Below are 21,167 nucleotides of genomic sequence, written 5' to 3'. Positions count from 1 at the left end.
GGTGGTGTGAGAGGACGCTAAATAAAATAATTATTTAGCTCCTACTCGATTATAAAAGACAAGCATCGCTATAGGTATGATAATTTAATATAAAAGATGAATATTTATAACATGATAATTCAATAATTTAAAAATTGTTTTTATTTCATTATCAAAATCTAACGAAAGTCTGTATCTTATCATCTTTAAACTTACTTTATAAAACGTTTGAACTATTCTTAAAATAGATAATACTTTTTTTTTATTATTTGCAAATTCTTAGCACCATTTTTATTCATAGTTGTATTTTTATCATCCTTAAAAGTAAAATCTAAATGCCAATGTAAGCAATTCTCAACGCCCCAGTGCTGACGCACTGCTCTCGAAAAAGTTTTTATATCATCTATACTACAAATAAAATATCTATTTTCATTTACAACGGTTCCATTACTTTTGCGTATAGTTTTCTTTTCAAAACCAATAGATTTGAGGCCTTTCCACTCTTTTTTACAAGATAGCCATTTTATATTAGATGTTAAAAAGTATTCTCTAGTTACAATTGCACTATGTTGCTTTTCTTGTGTAACTGAGTAACATTCATTATTTTGCTTTAAGATTTTTAATTCCTCATCTTCAAAATAATCTTTTACATCATTGAAAAGATTACCGTGATTTCCTTTTAAAGCACCAACATAATCACCTTTATTTTTAATAACTGCTTCAACAGTTGATTTCTGAGTGTTTAAAGCATCCTAAGTAACAATAGTATCTTTTATATCTATGATTTTAAGTAAATCTTTTGTTGCTGGAATTTCATTAGTTTTTTCATCAATAAAAACCTGACCTACACACATCCCATAATCATTTGAATAAGCATTTAGAGTATGAAGTGCTTTTGCCCATAACACATCAGTTGTATTTCTTTTAGAACCACAACTTGTTTTGCCATCTATGGAGATAACATCTGAATATGAAGTATCATTATCAGCTTTTGCTAGACGGCTTATTTTATTTATTATATCCATAAAAAGTTCAACTACTGCCTGATAAAAATATCTTCTATCAATATTTGATATCGCTATTCTAATGGTATCATCTGAAGGTATTCCATTTTCTAAAGTTAAATATTGTCTTAACCATTTTTCTTTTTTCACACCAAAAGCTTCAATTTCGGACCATTCGTTAGTTAGCATTACTATGTCGCTTAATTTATGCTTAATATAAGATTCATTCCTACAATCAGGAATTTTTTCTACTTTATCCTGTAATTCTTGTATTATTCTCGTGTCATTAATTAATGAAAAGTCTAAATCATCTTCATCGAACAACATTTGTAATTCTTGCAGTTTTTTTGATTTTCTAGCCATAAAGTAAAAACTCCTTTTTACTTTATATAATACATCACGTTCAAAAACTTAATTTTGAATTATTGTAAAATATTATTTTTTATAAGGTTATCCTGCTGGATACTTGAGCAGCACATACTATAATTGACCCAGATGCTGTTAGCAATATAGGAATTAAAGCAGAGCAAAGTGATAATTTTATTACTATGTATCACATCAGTGAAAAATTAAAATTAAAAAGCTAGTAAGCAAGGGCAGAGTTCCCAAGTTTACTAGCTTTCTTTAGTGGAGGCACCACCCAGATTTGAACTGGGGTTAAAGGTTTTGCAGACCTCTGCCTTACCGCTTGGCTATAGTGCCATAGATTTTAATTTTTTTATCTATCTAATAATATATATGCAAGATTTATTATTTATGTGCTTTAAAATGCATATTTTTTTAATTATTTAGTTAGTAATGGTATCCTGACTGCTTTCTCAATATAATGTATGATAAAAGTTATATAAAAAGAACAGAATTCATAATTAAAAATAAATGATGTAAGAATATTTGTTATAAATTGAAGTTTGAATAGAAGTTTTATTTATATCAAAGTTATAAAGTTGAATTTATGTTAATTAGAGTATAAAATTAAATTCACTAGAACATGTATTAATGAGGTAATAAATGATTAAAAAACTTATAATTGTTAATGGAACAATGGGAGTAGGGAAGAGCACTATATGTGAAAATCTTCATAAAGCTTTGCCTAATTCAGCGTGGCTTGATGGAGACTGGTGTGCCATGATTAATCCTTTTATTCCTAATGATGAAAATAAAGTAATTGTTATAAATAATATTACTCATATATTAAATAATTTTTTAGAAAGCTCATCAATTGAGTATGTAATATTTAATTGGCTTATTGAAAGTGATGAAATTATGGATTTAATATTAGATAATATAAATTTTAAGAGTTTTAAACTCTACAAAATAACATTAACTTGCGGAAAAGAAGAGCTTTTAAAAAGAGTTGGTAGGGATATTTTATCTGGAAAAAGGGATAGAAATTCATTAAATAGGAGTTTAGAACGTTTGGCTTTGTATGATAAAATGGATACTTTAAAATTAGATACTACAAATAAAGAAACAAAAGTCATAATATATGAAATAATAAGTAAAATTTTAAATATCAGATAAACATTTATAGCATATTACATCATCACCTACACTAACTCTGTTATAACTTAAATTAACACTAGTTTTTAATGCTTCAATTTAAATATTTCTTGTATGGAAGAGTTTAATTTTTAATACACAACACATATTTATAAAATTAAAAACTTATACAATTAGTTAAGTCACAAACATTCATGAACATAAGTTTAATATATTTGTAACTGTTAATATATATTAAAATGATATAATAATACTATTATTTGTAAATTGATGGAGGTAGTATTATATGAAGAATATTTATGATATTTTATTAGGCTGCATATTAATTATATATGTGTGTATAGTTAATATTTTAAGTAGTTCAAAGATTGCGTTTAGTTTACCTATTTTTATTTTAGGTATCATACTTGTTTTATATCATTTTATAAAACAAAAATTTGTTTTTAATAGGCATTTCATAAAATTTAATAAGATAATGAAATTTTTTATATGTATATGGCTTGTGTTATTTCTTGCTGTAGAGATAGTAATAATATCATGTCCAAAAAACAATAAAGAAAATACTGATTATATTGTAGTACTAGGTGCAGGTTTAAATAATGGTAGTCAACTTAGTTATATTTTAAAATCAAGACTAGATAGTGCGTTACAATGTATAAATGAATTTAATAATAACAGTTATATTGTTGTTTCTGGTGGAAAAGGAAATGATGAAAGAATTTCTGAAGCAGAAGCTATGAAAAAGTATTTAATAGAAGAAGGTATTTCTGAAGATAAAATATTGATGGAAAATCAGTCAAAAAATACATATGAAAACTTTAAATATTCTAAAAAGATAATTGAAGATCATAGTAAAAAAAGTATTGATAATTTAAGTGTTAAGATAGTTACAACTGATTTTCATGGGTTTAGAAGTAAAATGCTTGCAAAGAGAAATGGTTACAAAGAAGTGAATTTATATACAAATAAAACCATTTATTATCTTATACCTGTATGCTATACTAGAGAAGCTTTTGCAGTAGTTAAGAGTATAATATTTGATAGATAATTAAATATTATTTTTTGTTTTAAAACACAATAAAATATTAAAACAAATTTATTTACTTAATATTAAGTTTTTTACTAATGAAAAAATATTATCTAGGAAAGGGCATAGGTGAATAATGTTGATTACAGTAGGAGCAATGATTGGCGCAGGAAAATCAAGTTTAGCAAAAATAATAGGAGAGCATTTTGGAACGGATGTATTTTATGAATCAGTAGATGATAATCCAATACTTCCCCTTTTTTATACAGCAAATGATGAGGAAATACAAAAAAAGAGATACCCTTTTTTACTTCAATTATGGTTTTTAAATACAAGATTTAAAAGTATTAAAAAAGCTTTAGTAAATGATAATAATGTACTTGATAGAAGTATATATGAGGATTGGTATTTTGCTAAAGTAAATAGAGATTTGGGCAGAATATCTGATTTAGAGTTTAGTATATATGAAGAGTTACTTAATAACATGCTTGGAGAATTAGATGAACTACCTAAAAAAGCTCCGGATTTAATGGTTTATTTAAGTGGAAGATTTGAAACTATTTTAGATAGGATAAGAAAACGAGGAAGAGGATATGAACTTAATGAAGGTTTAATTTCATATTATAAAACATTATGGGAAGGCTATGATGCTTGGGTTAATAAACATTATAATGCCTCAGAAGTTTTAATTATAAATATTGATAAATACGATTATGTAAATAATGAAAATGATAAAGAAGAAGTAATAAAACTTATAGAAGATAAACTAAAAGAAGTTAGAAGTAAATAATAAAAAATAGGACCTGCATAAATCACATTACCTTTATGCAGGTCTATTTCTTATATAATTTCCTTACCAAAAGGCATTAAGGATAATCTAGCTAATTTAAAAGATTGAAGAGCAAATGGTATTCCAACTATTGTAATGCATAATAATAGTGCACTTAAAAGGTTAGAAATACAAAGTCCTAAACCACCAAATACAATCCATAATATATTTAATAAAAAGCTTGTACTACTAGAATCGGTTTCCACAACTTCTTTTCCAAAAGGTGCAAGTTGTAATCCTGCCATTTTGAAACATTGAAGTCCAATGGGGATACCTATTATAGTTATGCACCAAAAGATTCCTGTTAAAAACCATCCAACTGCATTAACAAAACCTCCAAAAATGAACCAAATAATATTACCTAAACAACTCATTAATAATACCTCAAATCTATTTATATTTGTTCCTAGTATATTATACTAAAACTTTTTTAATAAGGTATATTAAATTACATTATTTAAGCTTAATTTAAGGTTTTGTTTACCTATAATATGTCATAAGTTCACTGGATCTTATTGAATTTTCTTTAGTGATTTTTAATACTGCTTTATCTAATTTGAGTTTTTCACCCCAATAATCATTATTAATATTATAATATTTGAATTTACTATAAAATTTATATAAAATATAAGATATAAAATATAAATTTAAAATAAGGGAGAAATAGTAGTATGTTTACAAGGGATGAACTTTTAGTAATTGAAGATGCATTAAAGATAGCTGATGATGAATACATAAAATTACTTGATAAAAATAAAAATAATAAAAATATGATGGTATCTTACAATAGAAAGCAGAAAAAATTATGGCTTGTTCAAAACAAGTTAAAGAAGCTTTTACAAGATACTAAATAAGACTAGTTGTTAATATTTTTTAATTATGAAATATATAATAAAAAATGTATAAAAAAGTAGATATATTTAAAATATATCTACTTTTTTTTGTTGAAAATAATAAATTTTATATGTAACTATATAAATAATTATATTATGGTATATAATGAAATTAAGAAGAGGTTTAAGGGGTTGAAAATATGGGCGAAAAAGTAAAAAAATATAAACAAAATTTTGAGAAAGTAGATCTATCTAAAGAATTTTTTGATGCAAGATTGCAAGTTAAAGAACTGTATGAAAATTCCTTGAAGTTACATGAATATATTGAGAAAAAATATGTGTCTTCAGAAAACATGTTTACAGTAAACAATATTTTGAGTGGCATTGAAATAAGTAAAGATGGAATTATAACAGGTTGGAGTGAAATAAGCTGGAGCAAAGATGTAATTAATAACATTAATAATATTGTTAAGAAATTAGTATCAATTAAAATTGAATTAAAGAATCAATCTTGTTTTAACGAAAAAGAAAACGTTTTAATAAGATTTAGTAATAAAATTATAGAGGAATTTTGTAATAATCAAAAAACTTTCAAAGAATTGAATGAGAAATTAAAACTATGCACTATGTGTGATATAAACAATTTAGATGGATTAATTTTTGATTTAAGTAAAATGAGTAAAGAGGCAGCTAAAGATGGTTTAGACATATTTGAAAAATATAATTATAATATCAATAAACTTACATTGTAAGTTATATATAACATATATGCTCTAATAAGAATTTTAATTCTAATTTTCATCTTTTTAATTTTAAAAAAGATTAAAGTATTTAAGATATATGATAAGACATTTGAATCAAAGTATAAATGTGGTATAATTATATAAAATATTCCTCATATAATTATATTAAATATATATTTGAATTTTTTACTATTATAAAATTAATATTAATCACAGATACTATTTATAGAAATAAAATATTAAAATTAAGGAGAGATACATTATGTTTAACAAAATTGAATTACCATACAACTATGATGATTTAGAACCATATATAGACAAAGAGACAGTAGATATACATTATAATAAACATCTTCAAACTTATGTAAATAACTTAAACAATATTTTAAAAGGTCATGAAGAATTTGCAAATGGAAAATCACTAGGAAAAATATTATCTGATGTAAATTCTATACCTGAAGAAATTAGACAAGGAGTTATAAATCAAGGTGGTGGAGTATTTAACCATAATTTATATTTTTCTATTCTTTCACCAACACCTAAAAAGGCTCCAGAAGGAAAATTATTAGATGAAATAAATAAGACTTTTGAAAATTTAGAAAATTTGAAAGACAAAATAAGTAATGCTGCAATAGGACAATTTGGATCTGGATATGGATTTTTAGTTAAAGATGAAAAGGGAAATTTATCTGTAACAAATGTGCTAAATCAAGATAATCCTATTAGTAATGGTCTTATTCCTATATTATGTATAGATGTTTGGGAACATGCATATTATTTAAAATATAAAAATCTAAGAGCTGATTATGTTAAAAATATTTGGAACATAATTGATTGGTCAAAAGTAGAAGGATTATATATGAACTATTCAATTTAATATATTAATATATATATAACTAGCTTTATACAATAATTTATTATATATAGTTATAATTATTGTATGCAAATTTTAAATGCTCGTTAAATATCTGATTTAGGTATTTAACGAGCATTTTTTATACACTTATTTTTGCATTAAATTAAAATTACGATTTAGAAAATGAACCTTTATTAAATTAATTAAGGTTCATTTAAGGTTAATGATATTTTTATATAAGATTCAAATATTAATATATAGACATAGCCAAAGGGAATATACATAAAAAAGAACAAATGAAATATGGAGGAGAAAAATGATAGGATGGGAATTTAAAAAATTAATTAAATCTAAAGGTATGATAATTTCATTAGCAGTTTTAACTTTTACGTTGCTAATTATATCCTTTATTAATCCAGCACTAGAAACTAAAAATTCTTATATAGATGATCAAAAAGAATACATTGAAGATAGTAGAGAAAAGTCTGAAATAGCAAATGAAAAATTTAATATGAAAGTATCAGTTTTGGAAGAACTAAGTAAGCAAGAAAATAGTGAAGATAAATTTTCTAAAACAATTTCTTCAATGTCAAAAGAAAAAATAAGCAATCTAAAAAGTTCAAAATATGAAGAAGTAGGATTTTGGCAAGTGTTTAACTACAGAGCAACTAATCCGCTTATAAATATATCAATGCTTGTCATTATAATGATAATTATATCTAATCTTTACACTGATGAAATAATCTCTTCAGTAAAAGATATTATACTTTCATCAAAGCAAAAGAATAAATCATTAAATTCTAAAATAGTAATATCACTTTTAATACCAATAGTAGTTTATAGTATCTATTTATTAGGAATATTTATTATAACTTACATTCAGAAGGGAACACCTATTAATGGAAATTTAGAAGCATTTAGAATAGTTGATAATATACCAATTCTAAATGGAAATCCAACGATAATTTCGTACATATTAAACAATATTAAAATAGCATTTTTAATGTTTGAAGGATGGGCTATGGCATCAATGTTCTTCTCATTTATAAGTGTGTCATCTATAAGTTCAATAAGTATGTTTGGAGTATTTATCGTATTAGGTAAAGTAGTATCAACTCTAAAGTTCATGCCAGCAATGGTACTTTCAGTATTTTCATATGGTAATTACTATGATTTAATATTTAACTTTAACAGTCTAATAGGAAGCTATATGGGAAGCATAAATATATTTGGAACTGAATTTGGTGTTATAGCTTTAGTAAAAGTCATATTAGTAGTGATTTTTATAATCTCAACTATATTGTGCTTTGTAATAAGTAGAACAAAATATATAAATAGATAATTGGAGGAATTAATAATGAATAAATTAGAAATAAAAAATTTAACAAAAATATATGGTAGAAAAAGAGCAAATGACGGTATTACAGTTACATTAGAAAACGGTGTTTATGGGTTATTAGGGCCTAATGGAGCAGGAAAAACTACTTTAATGAAACAAATAACTACACTTATAAAGCCTGACAAAGGTGAAATATTATATAACGGTGAAGATATATTTAAAATGGATGATAAATATAGAGATGTTATTGGATATCTTCCACAAGAATTTGGAGTATATAAGAACTTTACAGCAAAACAATTTTTACAATATGTTGGTGCATTAAAAGGAATGAGTGGTAGAAGTTTAAATGCTAAAGTTGATGAATTATTAGAATTAGTTGGTCTTTATGATGTTAGAAATAAAGCAATAGGGAAATTTTCAGGTGGAATGAAAAGAAGAGTTGGTATAGCACAGGTTTTATTGAATGATCCTAAGATAATAGTTTTAGATGAACCAACAGCAGGGCTTGATCCACAAGAAAGAACTAGATTTAGAAATTTAATAGCTAAGATTTCTAGAGATAAGACAATAATACTTTCAACTCACATAATATCAGATATAGAATCAGTAGCAAAAGAAACTATAATGATAAAAAAAGGGAAGCTTCTTATGAAAGGAACTCATAGAGAGATATTAGCAGATATGAATGACAAAGTTTATAACATAAGTGTTAATAATGAAAGTGAAATTAATAGAATTCAAGATAAATACAAGGTAGTAAGTATTCAGAGTGATATTAATTCAACTATATTAAGAGTGGTTTCAGATAAGAGGCCAAATGAAATAAATGTAGAACCTACATCTGCAAGATTTGAGGATGTATATATGTTTTACTTTGATTTAGAAAATGCAAAAGAGGTGTAATTAATATGATAAATTTAATAAAAGCAGAATTGAGAAAAATATTAGGTAAAAAGAGTATTCTAGTCCTTTGGGCATTACTTTTAGGATTTGGATTTATTTTAATTAGAGATTTTGAAATGTTAGAAACTTATGCAGATATATTTTATAAAATAGAAGGATCAATTCCACTTATAGGATTAGTAATGTTTATAGCAATCTCAGGAAATTATACAAAAGAATATGAATCTAACATGGTAGGACTAATAAATACAACTAAAAATGGGAAAAAATATATAACAATAGCAAAAGCTATAGCAGCTGGAATATCACTATCATTAATTAATGTTTCATTTACTTTACTTGTTGGATTAAGAGGATTTGCACTTGAAGGATTTAAGAATTTAGATACATCTATTAAAAACCTATGGTATTTTGAAAATAGTGGATCAGAGATTACAGTATTACAAATGTATATAATAGTAATATTATCTATTACTGTAGGCTCATTTCTATTTGCACAAATAGGCTTAACCTTATCATCTGCATTTAAGTCAGCAGCAATACCATTTATATTAGGTGGAGCAGTTATGGGAATTCCATTTTTTATTCAAGGATTTGCATCAAAATCATTACTTAATTTTATATCATTAACACCTAATTGGGTTATGATGAGCCAATTAATGGTTAGATATCAAATTCCAGTTATGTATAGGGTTTTAGCTGTAGTAATATCAATAGCATTAATAATTCTATTACCTTTAATGGCATATAAGAATTTTACAAATAGTAAAAGATTTTAATTATAAATTACTTTTATAATATCTACTATTAATGTAAAATTAAAATATGAAAATTTTGTCGAAGCATAAAAATAAATGAAAGAGAGAGAAATATTGTGAATAATAAAATATTAATAGTAGATGATGAAATTGAAATTTTAAAATTATTAGAGACAGTATTAAAGAAAGAAGGATTTAGTAATATATATACAGCTCAAACTTCTAGGGAGGGTTTAACAGAATTTAAAAGAGTAAAACCAGATTTAATTATACTGGATATAATGTTACCTGATGGTGATGGATATGAAATGTGTAAAGAGATAAGAAGCACATCTAATGTTCCAATACTTTTCTTATCAGCTAAAACAGAGGAATTAGATAAAATCTTAGGTTTTGCTATTGGTGGAGATGACTACATAACTAAACCATTTAGCCCTAAGGAAGTTGCTTTTAGAATAAAAGCACATTTAAGAAGAGTTAGTTATAATAATGAAATTTCAAATGAAAATAATACTGAAGAGAAAATAATTAAATTTGGCCCGTATGTTCTAAATGAAAGCAGAGCAGAACTAATGAAAAATGATAAAGTAATAGAATTAACAGCTAAGGAGCTTAAGATTTTATCTTTGTTAGCACATAATCAAAATCAAATAATAAGCAAGGAAAAGCTATGGGATAAGGTATGGGGAGAAGATTACTTTGGATTTGATAATACAATAATGGTTCATATACGAAAATTAAGAGAAAAAATAGAAGATGACTCATCTAATCCTAAATATATTCTTACAGTTAGAGGACTTGGGTATAAATTATCTGTAAAGGAAGATTAGAATGAAGACTAAATGGAAAATAACTGGAAATTTTATAACTACTATTGTTGCTGTTGTTATATTGGTAGTTATAATGAATATCTTAACTATATTTGGATGGTATCTATTAGATGTTAATATTAACTATAAAAACAACGATTCAAAAAATCCAGAGGATTTTGCAAGGGATTTTCCAGAGTATATGTATGAAAAAGATGGCAATTTAGAAATAAAAGAAGATGGAATTATATTATTAGAAAATTTAGGGGCTTGGATACAAGTTTTAAACGATGAAGGAAACGAAATATATAATATAAATAAACCAGAAGATGTACCTAAGAAATATACACCTTTTGATATGGTTCACAATTATAAGTATAAGATAGGACCCTATGTGAATTTTCTGTTAGAAAAAGATTTAACTGATAATCATGTAAATGTAATTCTTGCATTGCCAACTACATATGCAGATAGAATAACACTAAATTACTCTATGAATACTGCTATAAATCAAATTAAAATAATAATAGTTTTAACACTTATTATAGACGCAATAATAGCTCTAATATTTGGATATTTATTTAGTAGAAAATTAACTAGACCTATGGGAGAAATAATAAGTAATGTAGATATATTAGCTAAAGGTAATTATGGTTTATGCACTAAAGAAAGAGGAATTTATAAAGATGTTTTTGCCAATATAAATGATCTAGCAAATGTATTAAGAAGAAATGAGATAGAAAGAAAAGAATTAGATTCAATGAGAGAAGAGTGGCTTGCAAACATTACTCATGATATTAAAACTCCATTAGCATCTATTCAAGGATATGCTGAAATTATTAGCGATAAGGAATATGAATTTTCTAAAGAAGAAATTCAAGACTATACAGAAATAATATATAGTAAATCTAAATATATAAAAGAACTTGTAGATGAACTTAATTTATCTACAAGGTTAAAGAACAATGCTTTAACTTTAAATAAGCAAAATACTAATTTGGTATCTTTAGTTAGAAATATAATAATTGATATATTAAATGACAGTAGATATGAAAATAGAGACATAGAATTTAATAGCAATATAGATGTTATTGAAAAGGAAGTAGATACTATACTTTTAAAAAGAGCATTAACTAATTTAATCTTTAATGCAGTAGTTCATAATAATGAAGATGTTTCAATAAAGGTAGAGTTAAAAAAAATAGATAGAATAACAATAGTAATAAAAGACAATGGACATGGAATAAGTACAGAAGATTTAAAACATATTTTTGACAGATATTATAGAGGAACAAATACTGGAGAAGCTCATAAAGGATCAGGACTCGGAATGGCTATATCAAAAGAAATAATAAATAATCATGGTGGAGACATTAAAATTAGTAGTGCTCTGGGACATGGAACTGAAATCACAATAGTTTTATAAAGTGAATCTTGGTTTATTTATAGAGCGGTAAGTGATATGATTTGTTTCTTTCTAACACAAGAAGTTAACATTAGTAATTATAAAAACAATTGACTAATTAACATTTTAAACAGTAACTTACAAGAAAAATTAAAAAATACTGTAAATAAAAAAGATTAGGAGAATTATTATGGAAAATATCAAAAAAGGATTTGATGGTTTTACTATCAAAATATTAGCACTTATATTAATGACATTTGATCACATAGCAGAGTTTATGCCTTATTCAATGAATATACCAGTATGGTTTCATTGGTTAGGGAGAATAGTAGCACCATTATTTATATTTATGGTTGTAGAAGGATTTTATCATACTCATGATAGAAAAAAATACATTGGAAGATTGTATATGTGGTCTGTAATTATGGCTGTAGGAAATACTGTTATACAAAAGATTATTCCACATCCAAATGAATTACCTATAATTAATAATATATTTCAAACAATGTTCTTAATTACAATTTTTTTACAAGGAATAGAATTTATAAAGAAATCTAAATCTGAAAAAAATTCTAAAGATATGCTTTTAGGATTGTTATTAATTGTTATCCCATTATTAATAGGAATTATTGTTTTATTTACTTTAGCTAATTTACCAATGCCTGTAATACAAGGGATTATGTTATTTTTACCTACACCTTTCTTAGTAGAAGGTGGAATAGGGTGGATTATTCTGGGAATAATATTATATCTATGTAAAGGTAAAAAAGCAGCTTTGAGTATATCTTATGTATTATTTACTATATTGATCTTTCTAGCAGGGGCTCATGGAGATTATAGTTTAAGCAATAGTTTTTTAATTAATTATCAATGGATTATGATAGGAGCATTGCCATTTATGCTATTATATAATGGCCAAAAAGGCAAAGGTATGAAATATTTATTCTATGTATACTATCCTTTACATGTTTATCTATTATATGTATTAGGTATTTTATTAATTAAGTAGAACAAGTTACTAAAATTACAATTTAGTAAAACTAAAAAATATAATATAAAAATAAAAAGTGATATATCAAAAATTGTATCAACAATCTTTTTGATATATCACTTTTTGACTATGTTTTAGCAAATTAATGTCATAGAGATATTTTTGTTAAAACTATGCTATTATACAAAATATTTAAGCTAACCCAAGTAATCTAATTATTGATGTAAAAACAAAACATATAGTAATTCCAGTAATAGTTGGAACTAAAAATGAAATAGCTGTCCATTTTAAACTTTGAGTTTCTTTTTTTATTGTTAGACATGTGGTACTACAAGGCCAGTGCATTAAAGAAAAAAGCATTACGCATACAGCTGTAAGCCAAGTCCAACCGTGAAGTTCTAAATTGCGATATATTATATTTTTTTGCAATTACATTCAGTTTGTCTATTGCATTAATTAGTTTTTTTTTAGATTAAAAGATAAATGAACTTTTCCATCTTCTTTGTAAGTTATGCTTTTTATTAAAGTCTTCAATTTTGATTGTTTTTGTTCATGTGTTAATGAATCAAAAGTTTTATCGAATTCATCTAAAGCATTAATAATATTAAGTATAGAACTTTGATTTATAGAAACTTCGCATTGATTTTTCAAAATATCTTCTCTTTGATTTTTAAGACCTTTAATTTTGTTTTTCTCAGTTGCTATTTCATCTAAAATAATTTCAGTTACTTCTTTATCTATAGATAATTTTAAGTTGTTTAATAATTGTTTAATTGACTTATTCGATTTATTAATTTCATTATCAATTGTTTCAGTTGTTAATTTAACTTCTATTTCCTTACTTTTGTTAAAAGAGTTTATCAATTCTTCTATTAAGATATTCTTATTATAATTTTTTATATGTTTTATTAATTTTTCTTCAATAATAGATCCATTTATATTTTTACTTTTACAACGAGTTCCACCAGATTTACTTTTCATAGTACAGACATAATAATAAGGTTTCACACCATCTTTATTTAATCTACCATATGCTACTCTCATAGGAGAACCACATTCACATTTTAATATTCCAGTAAGGAGTGCTGTATTAGTTTTTCCCATACGTGGAGCTTTTTCTGTATTTTCTTTTAATATTTCTTGTACTTTAATCCAATCATCAGTATCTATAATTCCTTTATGTTTAGCAATAGCTGCTATTTTATTATCATCTTTTCCAAAACGCAATATGCCATTCCCATTAGGCTCACCACATACTTCATATCCTTCTTTAATTAGATAATTTAATACCTCATTTGAAGATTTCACGTAAACAGGATTTTGAAGAATAGCATTTATAGTAGATGAATGAAAATCTCCATTGTTTTTACCTTTTAAATTATTAACTAAAGACCATTTGGTAACTTGAGATAAGGATTTTTTTTCAAGATACTTTTTGTATATAGATTTAATACTTTTTAACTCATCATTATTTTCTTTTAATTTTGTAATAGAACGTTCTTTACCATTCTCATCAATGTAGTATTCTCTAGTGCCATCAAATCCTAATGGATTTTGACCACCTAACCATCTTCCCATTTTAGCAAGAGTATACATATTATCTTTAACTCTTTCTGCTAATTGCTCACGTTCAAGTTGTGCTAACGATGCAAGTATACCTATAACAGCTCTACCAAAACTAGTTGAACTATCAAATCCTTCAGTAGCGCTATAAATAACTGCTCCTAAATCTTCACATAATTGCATTGTATTATGAATATCACGAGCATTTCTACCAAGTCTATTAAGTTGATAAATTACTATACTATCTATCTCTTTATTTTTAATTTTTGATATCATATTTTGATATTCGGGTCTATTTTCATTTTTTCCAGAAAATCCTTCATCAACAAATAGTTCAATATTATCTGAATTTATATTAAATTTAAATTCTATAAATTTCTTGCATTTAAGTATTTGATTTTCAATAGATTCACCTTTTCCAGTAAATCTACTTTTACGAGTGTATATTGCTATTTTCATAAAAACACCTTCTTTATAAATTAATAATTTGTGCTAGTGGAGCATAGGGGACTCCAATATAAGTTGCTATTTGTTCTAAAGACATACCTTCTAAATCAAATTCATCAAAATTTATATTTAACATCTTAAATGCAAAATAATTAGCTTGTTTTTCAAGCTTGCCTTTATTTATACAATTCCTACTACATCTAGTTTCGAAGATATGAGTATGTAATAAAGCATGTGCTAATTCATGTAATAATATAAATTTTCTAGATTCTAATATTAAATCATTACGAATAAAAACTATTTCTGTATTTAAATAATCTCTAAAGTAGAGACTATCATTACCACGTAACAAAATGTTATCTCGAGTTAAATCTTGTATTTTAATATTCAAAGCATCATACATATCATATACACCATATGTATTATAGGTATCAAATAAGCCTAAAACTATATCGTCAATCCAAGAGTACATAAAAAAACACCTACTTTTTATATTTATAACCTAATAACTTAAGTTGATTTAACAATTCATTTGCAAATTCGATTATTTCCTTATTAGTCATTTTATTTGTATCGAATCCTCCAAAACCCATTATGGCAGGCTGCTTTAATATGAATTGCATAGCATCTTCAGGTGTTTCGAATTCACATGTATTATAACTTTCAGATTCTTCTTTTAAAAAATCATTTTCTATATCTAAATCATTTTTTAAAAACATTTCAGGTTGAACTTCCAATACATCAGCAATTATTTTTAATTTATCAAAACTAGGATTTTTAGCTTTGTTATTTTCTAAATCACTTAAATAACCTAATGAAATTCCTGTAATCTTAGCTAATTTATTAATACTCAATTTCTTTTCTTTTCTTATGTTTCTTATATTATCACCTAACATTTAATACATTCTCCTTCAAAAAAGTTCTCTGTCACAGAACAATAATAACACTATAAAAATTCAATGTCAAAGAAAATTTAAGGAAAATAAAGTAATTCGTAGTAAACGAACAACAGTTTGCCTAGTTCGTTTACTACGAATAAAAACAACCATTGTTCGATAGTAACGAATATGTTATTATTCACTTGTAGCGAACAACAAAACAAAAGAAAGGAGAAATCATGAATAAAATAAAACTTATAAGAAAAAGCTTAAACATGACAATAAGAAAGCTAGCAAAAGAAAGCAAAGTAGCTGTTGGATACTTATCTACGCTAGAAAATGATGAAGATGGAAAAACAAATCCTACAAGAGATGTAATGATAAGAATATCAGGAGCATTGGATAGCACTGTTCCAGAAGTATTCTTTTAGTAACGAAATAGTAGGACAAGCATACAATATATAATAATTATTTTTCGGAGATAAAAATATGATTAATTATGAATTTGTGATTGATGTTGAACCAGATAAAGAAACTATTAGGGAATTTCATAGAGGAATTGCAGAAAATCTAATTGAGAATTTTGGAGAAGAAACTATGAAAGAAGTGGTTAGGCAAATACAAGAAAAAATGATAAAGAAACAATAAGATAACAGGCTAAAAGGCCTTTAAGAAGATAATTAACATAACGATCTAAAGGACAAGCACATCTAAAACTCAAAAGCAATTACATCCAGTAATTTTCAGCTTAGAGTAAATGAAAATAATATAACAAGTTAATTTAAGGAGGAGAATATATGGATAAAAAAGTTTTAGAAGTATCTCAAATTGGAGATAAAACAAAATTATTTAAGGATACAGAATTAAAATTCCGAGTTAGGACAATTCAAAATGATGATGGAAGTATTTCAATTAATGCAGAAGATACTGCTATAGGGTTTGGTTGGTATCAAATTAAAAGTGCCAAGAAATATCCTAAATGGGAAAGAATTAATAGTTTTATCACTGACTTAGGCTTTTCCCCACAAGTGGAGAAAGACGATTTTATTCCAGAAAGCTTATTCTATATGCTAGCAATGAAAGCGAATAATAAAGCAGCTTATGATTTTCAAAAGTGGTTAGCAGTTGATGTAATACCTTCTATAAGAAAAACAGGAGCATACCCAATTCCTAAAATGTCAAAAGAACTGCAAGCAATATTTGCAATTGATGAAAGAACAGTTGAACTAGGTAGTAGAATCACTAAATTAGAAAATAATACAACAATAGATTATTCACAACAGGAAGAGTTAAGAACTCTTGGAACTAAAAAAGTAGTTGCGATTTTAGGTGGAACAGATGCACCAGCATATAAAGAACTTAATAAGAAGGTGTTCAGTAGTTTTTGGAGAGATTATAAAAGAAAACTTGAAGTTAATTCATATAAGAACACATTAGTAAAAGATTTTGAAACAGGAAAACAAGCTATCATAAATTGGTGTCCAAGCAAGGAAGTATCTTTTATGATTAGAGGTTGTAATGCTCAAATGAGAATGTAAGATAAGAGACTTTATATTAAATCTTTTATCTTAACATAATAACTAAATTGTAAGGAGGAATGAAAAGTGAGTATTGGTGAAAAAATTAAAGAACTTAGAAAATTAAAAGGACTTACCCAAGAAGAACTTGCAAATAAATGTGGACTTTCAAAAAATGGATTATGGAATTATGAAAATAATAAAAGAAATCCAAATACTGAAATTTTAGAAAGAATAGCAAAAGTATTAGGTGTACCGCTTTATAAATTGATTGTAAATGAAAAGGTTAATGGAGAAGAGGAAACTTTAAAAAGAAATCAAATAAAGCAGGAAGTTGTTGAGGTAACAAATTATTTTGAAGCTGTTAAATGGGCTTTTGGACAAGGAAAATCCTTAAAGTGTAACAGGGATGAAGAAATGCAACTTATAGCAAATATTATTGAAATGTTAACAGAAGAACATTTATCTATAAGTCATGCACAAGATATTTTATTAGATTCAAGCAAAATCATATTAATGATAAACAATCTTTAAAACAATAAGGAGGAATTAATAAATGAATAAAGTTAATGAAATTAAAAATTTAGAGGAAATATGTAAACCAGTAGTAGATTATTTAAAAAAGAATTGGGATCCACACTGTACAGTAGTTATTACAGATAGTCAAATAAGATTAGTTAGAGATGAAATAGGTATTCCAGTAGGAACTGCTCAAGAAGTACCAGTTCAAGAGCAGTTAACAGAATCAGAAAAAGTTATTTTAGCAGCTGCTAAAATAAAAAATAATATTAAATATTGATGTTGCTTTTAGCTAGCTCTTCCTTTAATTCATTGTGATATTTAGATAGTAGTGTCTCAGAATATCTCATCAGAAGCATAATAATTCCAGCATCATTAGCTTGATTAGGATCCATATTTTCAAGCATTGGATCTCTATATTTTCCGTTACCAATATTTCTTGTAAACTCATCAATAGTTTCTGTAACTAATTTATTAATATCCAATATAAAACACCCCCTTTCAACATAATTTTACCATATGTTAGGGGAAATAAAAATTATTAGGAGGAATGTAAAAATGAAATCAACAGGAATTGTAAGAAAAATCGACGAGTTAGGAAGGGTAGTAATACCAATGGAACTAAGAAGGAACTTAAATATTGCAGAGAAAGATCCACTAGAAATTTATGTAGAAGGAAATGACATAATTTTAAGAAAGTATACTCCTGGATGTTTTATATGCCAAGAGATTAATAATTTAGTTGTTATACCAGATACAAATGTAAGTATTTGTCCAAATTGTTTAGCAAAAATAATTGATAAAGCTGGGAGGTAACTTAAAAATGGTGTATGAGTTTTTAAGAGAGCTTAAAACAAAGGTTGGAGAAGAATTATTTATAAATATTCTTAAAGATACTACTGATGATATAAAGTTTAATAGAGTAAGTTTTGGGAAAACTACACCACAAGCTAAATTTATAGAAATATGCAAAATGTGTACAAATATTAATTTAAGATTAGGAGGTAAAAATGGGAGTAATCTTTGATGTTAATAGAATAGTTGAAGAAATATATAAATCTACAACTGAAAGAGAAAGGAGGGAGCACAGACCTTTTGGAGACATACTTAAAGAAGAACTAGATAAGATTAATTCTAATAAGGAGGAAAGGCAATGAAAGAGAATTGGTTTGCATTATATCTAGCTGTAGTTGGAAATAAAAGCTTAGATACTGCTCTAGGAATAATGGGAATAAGACCTAAAAGAGAGTATATTAAAAACTCTAATTTAAAGTTAGATGATAGCGCAGTTAGATTAATAGAATTTCTTAAACTAGAGCATACATGGGAAGAAATAGGAGAAATGTGTGGAGTTAAGGGAGATTATTTAAGAAACAAGGTTAAAAATTATAAAGCTACCAAGAACTCCGACCAAAGCGTTCCTAGTAGCACAGCAAATTTTTCAATTCCATTATACCACAAAACTGGAGGTGTGCAATGGTAAGTCTTAAGAGATTTAAAGAAAAGTCAGCAGTAGTTAATAGCATAGTAGAAGATGCAGTGCATGCCTTATCTGTTAAAAATCCAGAACTGGGCGAGGATTTAGAAAATAACTATGGAGAACTATACAGTATGATTTTAGATTCATGTGAAACTTGGGATTGTGTCTTATCAGATATTAAAAAATAGGAGGAATTTAGATGACAGATTCTAAAAAAATTGAAACAAATAAATTAAATATATATCAAAAGTTACAAAAAAGCAGAGTTGATTTGCAAGGTAAAAAACTAAAGAAGACAGGAGTAAATAAGTATTCTAACTATGATTACTTCGAATTAGGTGATTTTCTTCCAAGTATAAATGAAATATGTAATACAAATGGATTAGCTACAATATTTCATTTTACTTCTGAACTAGCAACATTGACCGTTGTTGATGTAGATAACTTAGAAAGTAAATTAGAATTTACGACACCAGTTGAAATTGCAAGCTTAAAAGGATGCAGTAGTATTCAAAATATCGGAGGAACTCAATCGTATGCTAGAAGGTATCTTTATATAATGGCTTTTGAAATAGCTGAATCAGATATAGTAGACGGTGGAGAAATAGACCAAGATTCAGAACATGGAAAGAAAAAAATAGATAAAGCAGCAGCATTTGTTATTAATAAATTAATAGATGAAACAAAAACTGAAAAAAGCAAATTTTTGGAGTGGATTGGAGTAGCTAAAGTTGAAGATATAACAAATGATTGCTTAAGCACCTGCATGAGCCAATTGAATAAGAAAAAAGATGCCATGCAAAAGGCAGCACAAAAAAGTAAAAATGAATTTCCAGAAGAATTAAATTTATAGGGGTGTATTGAGAATGAAAGAATTAGAAGTAAATAAACAATTACCAGTAATAACATCAAATTATGAAGATGTAAAGGCATCTTTAAGTGAAACAATGAACAAATATAAAGGAATAGTTGTTACAGAAGAAACCCTTCAAGATTGCAAATCTACTCAAAAGGAACTTGCAGGACTTAGAAATAAGATTGATGGATTTAGAAAAACAGTAAAAAAAGAAATGGAAGTACCTATTAAAAGTTTTGAAAGTCAATGTAAAGAATTAATAGGACTTATAGCAGATACTGAACAGCCTATTAAAGATGGTATAAATGTTTTTGATAACAAACGTAGAGAAGAAAAGAAACATCAGGCAGAAGAGCTTATAAAGGCTTATATATTAGAACTTAAACTAGATGAAAAGTATTCAAGACAATTAACTGTAATAGATAAATATTTAAATTTATCAGCTAGTAAAAAAAGTGTTAAGGAAGATATTTGTTCAAGAGCAGGAGCGTTAAAGCTACAACAGGATGCAGAGATAAGAGAATTAGAGCAACTAAAAGCTAGTATTGAAGTTTATGTTAATGCAGCTAATGCAGATATAAATACAAAGCTTAAAGCAGATGATTTTTATAAATATATTAAATATGGACATAACATAACAAGAATTTCGTCACTTATAAAAGAACAACATGACAAGATTAAAGAAGCTGAAAATCCAAAACCAATTGAGCAACCTAAAGAAGAAAAAACTGTAGAGCCAATTAAGCAAGAAGTATCTATTCCAGTAGATATTAAACAAACATCAGCACAACCATTAAAAGAAGAAAAATTTTATTTCTATGAGCTAAAAGTAATTGCTAATAAGGAAAATATGCTTGAGTTAAATAAGCTTCTAAAAACTTCAGGATTTAAATATGAAGTGGTGAGTCAAGGAATAGTTAATAAGTAG

29 protein-coding genes, 1 tRNA gene and 2 pseudogenes are annotated in these 21,167 nt (G+C 26.0%); 24 read left to right on the top strand and 8 right to left on the bottom strand.

Features of this window, described 5'->3' with window-relative positions:
• Positions 1–218 precede the first annotated feature (218 nt).
• Both RYM86_RS12525 and RYM86_RS12520 read right to left on the bottom strand, forming a co-directional pair.
• Positions 219–1,310, bottom strand: a pseudogene (locus RYM86_RS12525) (ISAs1 family transposase).
• Positions 1,311–1,611: 301 nt separating this feature from the next.
• Positions 1,612–1,685, bottom strand: a tRNA-Cys gene (locus tag RYM86_RS12520).
• A 306-nt stretch (positions 1,686–1,991) separates the two neighbouring features.
• Between RYM86_RS12520 and RYM86_RS12515 the strand changes: the two genes are divergently transcribed.
• The 3 genes from RYM86_RS12515 to RYM86_RS12505 all read left to right on the top strand — a co-directional run bounded on the left by RYM86_RS12515 (position 1,992) and on the right by RYM86_RS12505 (position 4,300).
• Complete coding sequence (locus RYM86_RS12515; protein WP_315080856.1) at positions 1,992–2,504, top strand: AAA family ATPase; 513 nt, start codon at positions 1,992–1,994, stop codon at positions 2,502–2,504.
• A gap of 265 nt (positions 2,505–2,769) precedes the next feature.
• On the top strand, positions 2,770–3,531 hold the full coding sequence (locus RYM86_RS12510; RefSeq protein ID WP_315080855.1) for a YdcF family protein: 762 nt from the start codon (positions 2,770–2,772) through the stop codon (positions 3,529–3,531).
• 115 nt (positions 3,532–3,646) lie between these two features.
• Positions 3,647–4,300 carry a deoxynucleoside kinase gene (locus tag RYM86_RS12505; protein ID WP_315080854.1) on the top strand — a complete coding sequence of 218 codons (654 nt, stop codon included), beginning with the start codon at positions 3,647–3,649 and terminating at the stop codon, positions 4,298–4,300.
• Between the two features lie 50 nt (positions 4,301–4,350).
• Here the strand turns inward: RYM86_RS12505 and RYM86_RS12500 are convergent, their stop codons facing one another.
• Positions 4,351–4,713: a YccF domain-containing protein gene (locus RYM86_RS12500; protein WP_315080853.1), complete on the bottom strand. Its 363-nt coding sequence runs from the start codon at positions 4,711–4,713 to the stop codon at positions 4,351–4,353.
• A gap of 297 nt (positions 4,714–5,010) precedes the next feature.
• Here RYM86_RS12500 and RYM86_RS12495 point away from each other — a divergent pair, with 297 nt between their 5' ends.
• The 9 genes from RYM86_RS12495 (at position 5,011) to RYM86_RS12455 (ending at position 12,997) form a co-directional block, all read left to right on the top strand.
• Complete coding sequence (locus tag RYM86_RS12495; RefSeq protein ID WP_260527945.1) at positions 5,011–5,193, top strand: hypothetical protein; 183 nt, start codon at positions 5,011–5,013, stop codon at positions 5,191–5,193.
• Between the two features lie 179 nt (positions 5,194–5,372).
• Positions 5,373–5,924, top strand: coding sequence for a hypothetical protein (locus RYM86_RS12490; protein ID WP_315080852.1), 552 nt, complete (start codon positions 5,373–5,375; stop codon positions 5,922–5,924).
• A 253-nt stretch (positions 5,925–6,177) separates the two neighbouring features.
• Positions 6,178–6,792, top strand: coding sequence for a superoxide dismutase (locus RYM86_RS12485; RefSeq protein WP_315080851.1), 615 nt, complete (start codon positions 6,178–6,180; stop codon positions 6,790–6,792).
• Between the two features lie 295 nt (positions 6,793–7,087).
• The gene (locus RYM86_RS12480; RefSeq protein ID WP_315080850.1) at positions 7,088–8,113 is read left to right on the top strand and encodes a hypothetical protein; all 1,026 of its coding nucleotides are present in this window, start codon (positions 7,088–7,090) and stop codon (positions 8,111–8,113) included.
• 15 nt (positions 8,114–8,128) lie between these two features.
• Entirely contained in the window at positions 8,129–9,016 is an 888-nt protein-coding gene (locus RYM86_RS12475) for an ABC transporter ATP-binding protein (RefSeq protein WP_315080848.1), read from the top strand.
• 5 nt (positions 9,017–9,021) lie between these two features.
• Positions 9,022–9,795: an ABC transporter permease gene (locus RYM86_RS12470; RefSeq protein ID WP_315080847.1), complete on the top strand. Its 774-nt coding sequence runs from the start codon at positions 9,022–9,024 to the stop codon at positions 9,793–9,795.
• A 95-nt stretch (positions 9,796–9,890) separates the two neighbouring features.
• Positions 9,891–10,604, top strand: coding sequence for a response regulator transcription factor (locus RYM86_RS12465; RefSeq protein WP_315080846.1), 714 nt, complete (start codon positions 9,891–9,893; stop codon positions 10,602–10,604).
• A gap of 1 nt (position 10,605) precedes the next feature.
• Entirely contained in the window at positions 10,606–12,009 is a 1,404-nt protein-coding gene (locus RYM86_RS12460; RefSeq protein ID WP_315080845.1) for a HAMP domain-containing sensor histidine kinase, read from the top strand.
• A gap of 169 nt (positions 12,010–12,178) precedes the next feature.
• Positions 12,179–12,997, top strand: a complete 819-nt coding sequence (locus tag RYM86_RS12455) for a TraX family protein (RefSeq protein WP_315080844.1) — start codon at positions 12,179–12,181, stop codon at positions 12,995–12,997.
• Between the two features lie 174 nt (positions 12,998–13,171).
• On the opposite strand, the pseudogene RYM86_RS12450 reads toward RYM86_RS12455, so the two are convergent.
• The 4 genes and pseudogenes from RYM86_RS12450 to RYM86_RS12435 all read right to left on the bottom strand — a co-directional run.
• Positions 13,172–13,372: pseudogene (locus tag RYM86_RS12450) on the bottom strand (ferrous iron transporter B); the annotation flags it as partial.
• 63 nt (positions 13,373–13,435) lie between these two features.
• A complete protein-coding gene (locus RYM86_RS12445) occupies positions 13,436–15,001 on the bottom strand; it encodes a recombinase family protein (RefSeq protein ID WP_315080843.1) in 1,566 nt (521 codons plus the stop codon).
• 13 nt (positions 15,002–15,014) lie between these two features.
• A complete protein-coding gene (locus RYM86_RS12440) occupies positions 15,015–15,461 on the bottom strand; it encodes an ImmA/IrrE family metallo-endopeptidase (protein ID WP_315080842.1) in 447 nt (148 codons plus the stop codon).
• A 10-nt stretch (positions 15,462–15,471) separates the two neighbouring features.
• Positions 15,472–15,885, bottom strand: coding sequence for a helix-turn-helix transcriptional regulator (locus RYM86_RS12435; protein ID WP_315080840.1), 414 nt, complete (start codon positions 15,883–15,885; stop codon positions 15,472–15,474).
• Positions 15,886–16,106: 221 nt separating this feature from the next.
• Here RYM86_RS12435 and RYM86_RS12430 point away from each other — a divergent pair, with 221 nt between their 5' ends.
• The 5 genes from RYM86_RS12430 (at position 16,107) to RYM86_RS12410 (ending at position 18,183) form a co-directional block, all read left to right on the top strand.
• On the top strand, positions 16,107–16,298 hold the full coding sequence (locus RYM86_RS12430; RefSeq protein WP_315080839.1) for a helix-turn-helix transcriptional regulator: 192 nt from the start codon (positions 16,107–16,109) through the stop codon (positions 16,296–16,298).
• Between the two features lie 58 nt (positions 16,299–16,356).
• Positions 16,357–16,515 (top strand): hypothetical protein, encoded by a 159-nt coding sequence (locus tag RYM86_RS12425; RefSeq protein WP_205452781.1) that lies wholly within the window; start codon positions 16,357–16,359, stop codon positions 16,513–16,515.
• 149 nt (positions 16,516–16,664) lie between these two features.
• Entirely contained in the window at positions 16,665–17,405 is a 741-nt protein-coding gene (locus tag RYM86_RS12420; protein WP_315080836.1) for an ORF6C domain-containing protein, read from the top strand.
• Between the two features lie 66 nt (positions 17,406–17,471).
• A complete protein-coding gene (locus tag RYM86_RS12415; protein WP_315080835.1) occupies positions 17,472–17,918 on the top strand; it encodes a helix-turn-helix transcriptional regulator in 447 nt (148 codons plus the stop codon).
• Between the two features lie 22 nt (positions 17,919–17,940).
• Positions 17,941–18,183: a hypothetical protein gene (locus RYM86_RS12410; protein ID WP_315080833.1), complete on the top strand. Its 243-nt coding sequence runs from the start codon at positions 17,941–17,943 to the stop codon at positions 18,181–18,183.
• Here the strand turns inward: RYM86_RS12410 and RYM86_RS12405 are convergent.
• Positions 18,173–18,388 (bottom strand): hypothetical protein, encoded by a 216-nt coding sequence (locus RYM86_RS12405; protein WP_315080832.1) that lies wholly within the window; start codon positions 18,386–18,388, stop codon positions 18,173–18,175. The two genes, RYM86_RS12410 and RYM86_RS12405, sit on opposite strands and share 11 nt — an antisense overlap.
• 73 nt (positions 18,389–18,461) lie before the next feature.
• On the opposite strand from RYM86_RS12405, the gene RYM86_RS12400 reads away from it, so the two are divergent.
• Genes RYM86_RS12400 through RYM86_RS12370 form a run of 7 tightly spaced genes read left to right on the top strand, consistent with a single transcriptional unit; the run spans position 18,462 to position 21,167 of the window.
• Positions 18,462–18,719: an AbrB/MazE/SpoVT family DNA-binding domain-containing protein gene (locus RYM86_RS12400; RefSeq protein WP_315080830.1), complete on the top strand. Its 258-nt coding sequence runs from the start codon at positions 18,462–18,464 to the stop codon at positions 18,717–18,719.
• A 7-nt stretch (positions 18,720–18,726) separates the two neighbouring features.
• Positions 18,727–18,930 carry a hypothetical protein gene (locus RYM86_RS12395; RefSeq protein WP_315080829.1) on the top strand — a complete coding sequence of 68 codons (204 nt, stop codon included), beginning with the start codon at positions 18,727–18,729 and terminating at the stop codon, positions 18,928–18,930.
• Positions 18,914–19,060: a hypothetical protein gene (locus RYM86_RS12390; protein ID WP_315080828.1), complete on the top strand. Its 147-nt coding sequence runs from the start codon at positions 18,914–18,916 to the stop codon at positions 19,058–19,060. The genes RYM86_RS12395 and RYM86_RS12390 overlap by 17 nt, the downstream gene beginning before the upstream one ends.
• Positions 19,057–19,386: a hypothetical protein gene (locus RYM86_RS12385; protein ID WP_315080827.1), complete on the top strand. Its 330-nt coding sequence runs from the start codon at positions 19,057–19,059 to the stop codon at positions 19,384–19,386. The genes RYM86_RS12390 and RYM86_RS12385 overlap by 4 nt, the downstream gene beginning before the upstream one ends.
• Complete coding sequence (locus tag RYM86_RS12380) at positions 19,380–19,571, top strand: hypothetical protein (protein ID WP_315080826.1); 192 nt, start codon at positions 19,380–19,382, stop codon at positions 19,569–19,571. The genes RYM86_RS12385 and RYM86_RS12380 overlap by 7 nt, the downstream gene beginning before the upstream one ends.
• Positions 19,572–19,582: 11 nt before the next feature.
• Complete coding sequence (locus tag RYM86_RS12375) at positions 19,583–20,236, top strand: ERF family protein (RefSeq protein ID WP_315080824.1); 654 nt, start codon at positions 19,583–19,585, stop codon at positions 20,234–20,236.
• 13 nt (positions 20,237–20,249) lie between these two features.
• Positions 20,250–21,167 carry a DUF1351 domain-containing protein gene (locus tag RYM86_RS12370; RefSeq protein ID WP_315080822.1) on the top strand — a complete coding sequence of 306 codons (918 nt, stop codon included), beginning with the start codon at positions 20,250–20,252 and terminating at the stop codon, positions 21,165–21,167.

Source organism: uncultured Clostridium sp. (assembly GCF_963527835.1).
Taxonomy (GTDB): Bacteria; Bacillota; Clostridia; order Clostridiales; family Clostridiaceae; genus Clostridium.
The sequence above is the reverse complement of the archived record's forward strand: the minus strand, read 5'-3'. Positions and strand labels throughout refer to the sequence as shown.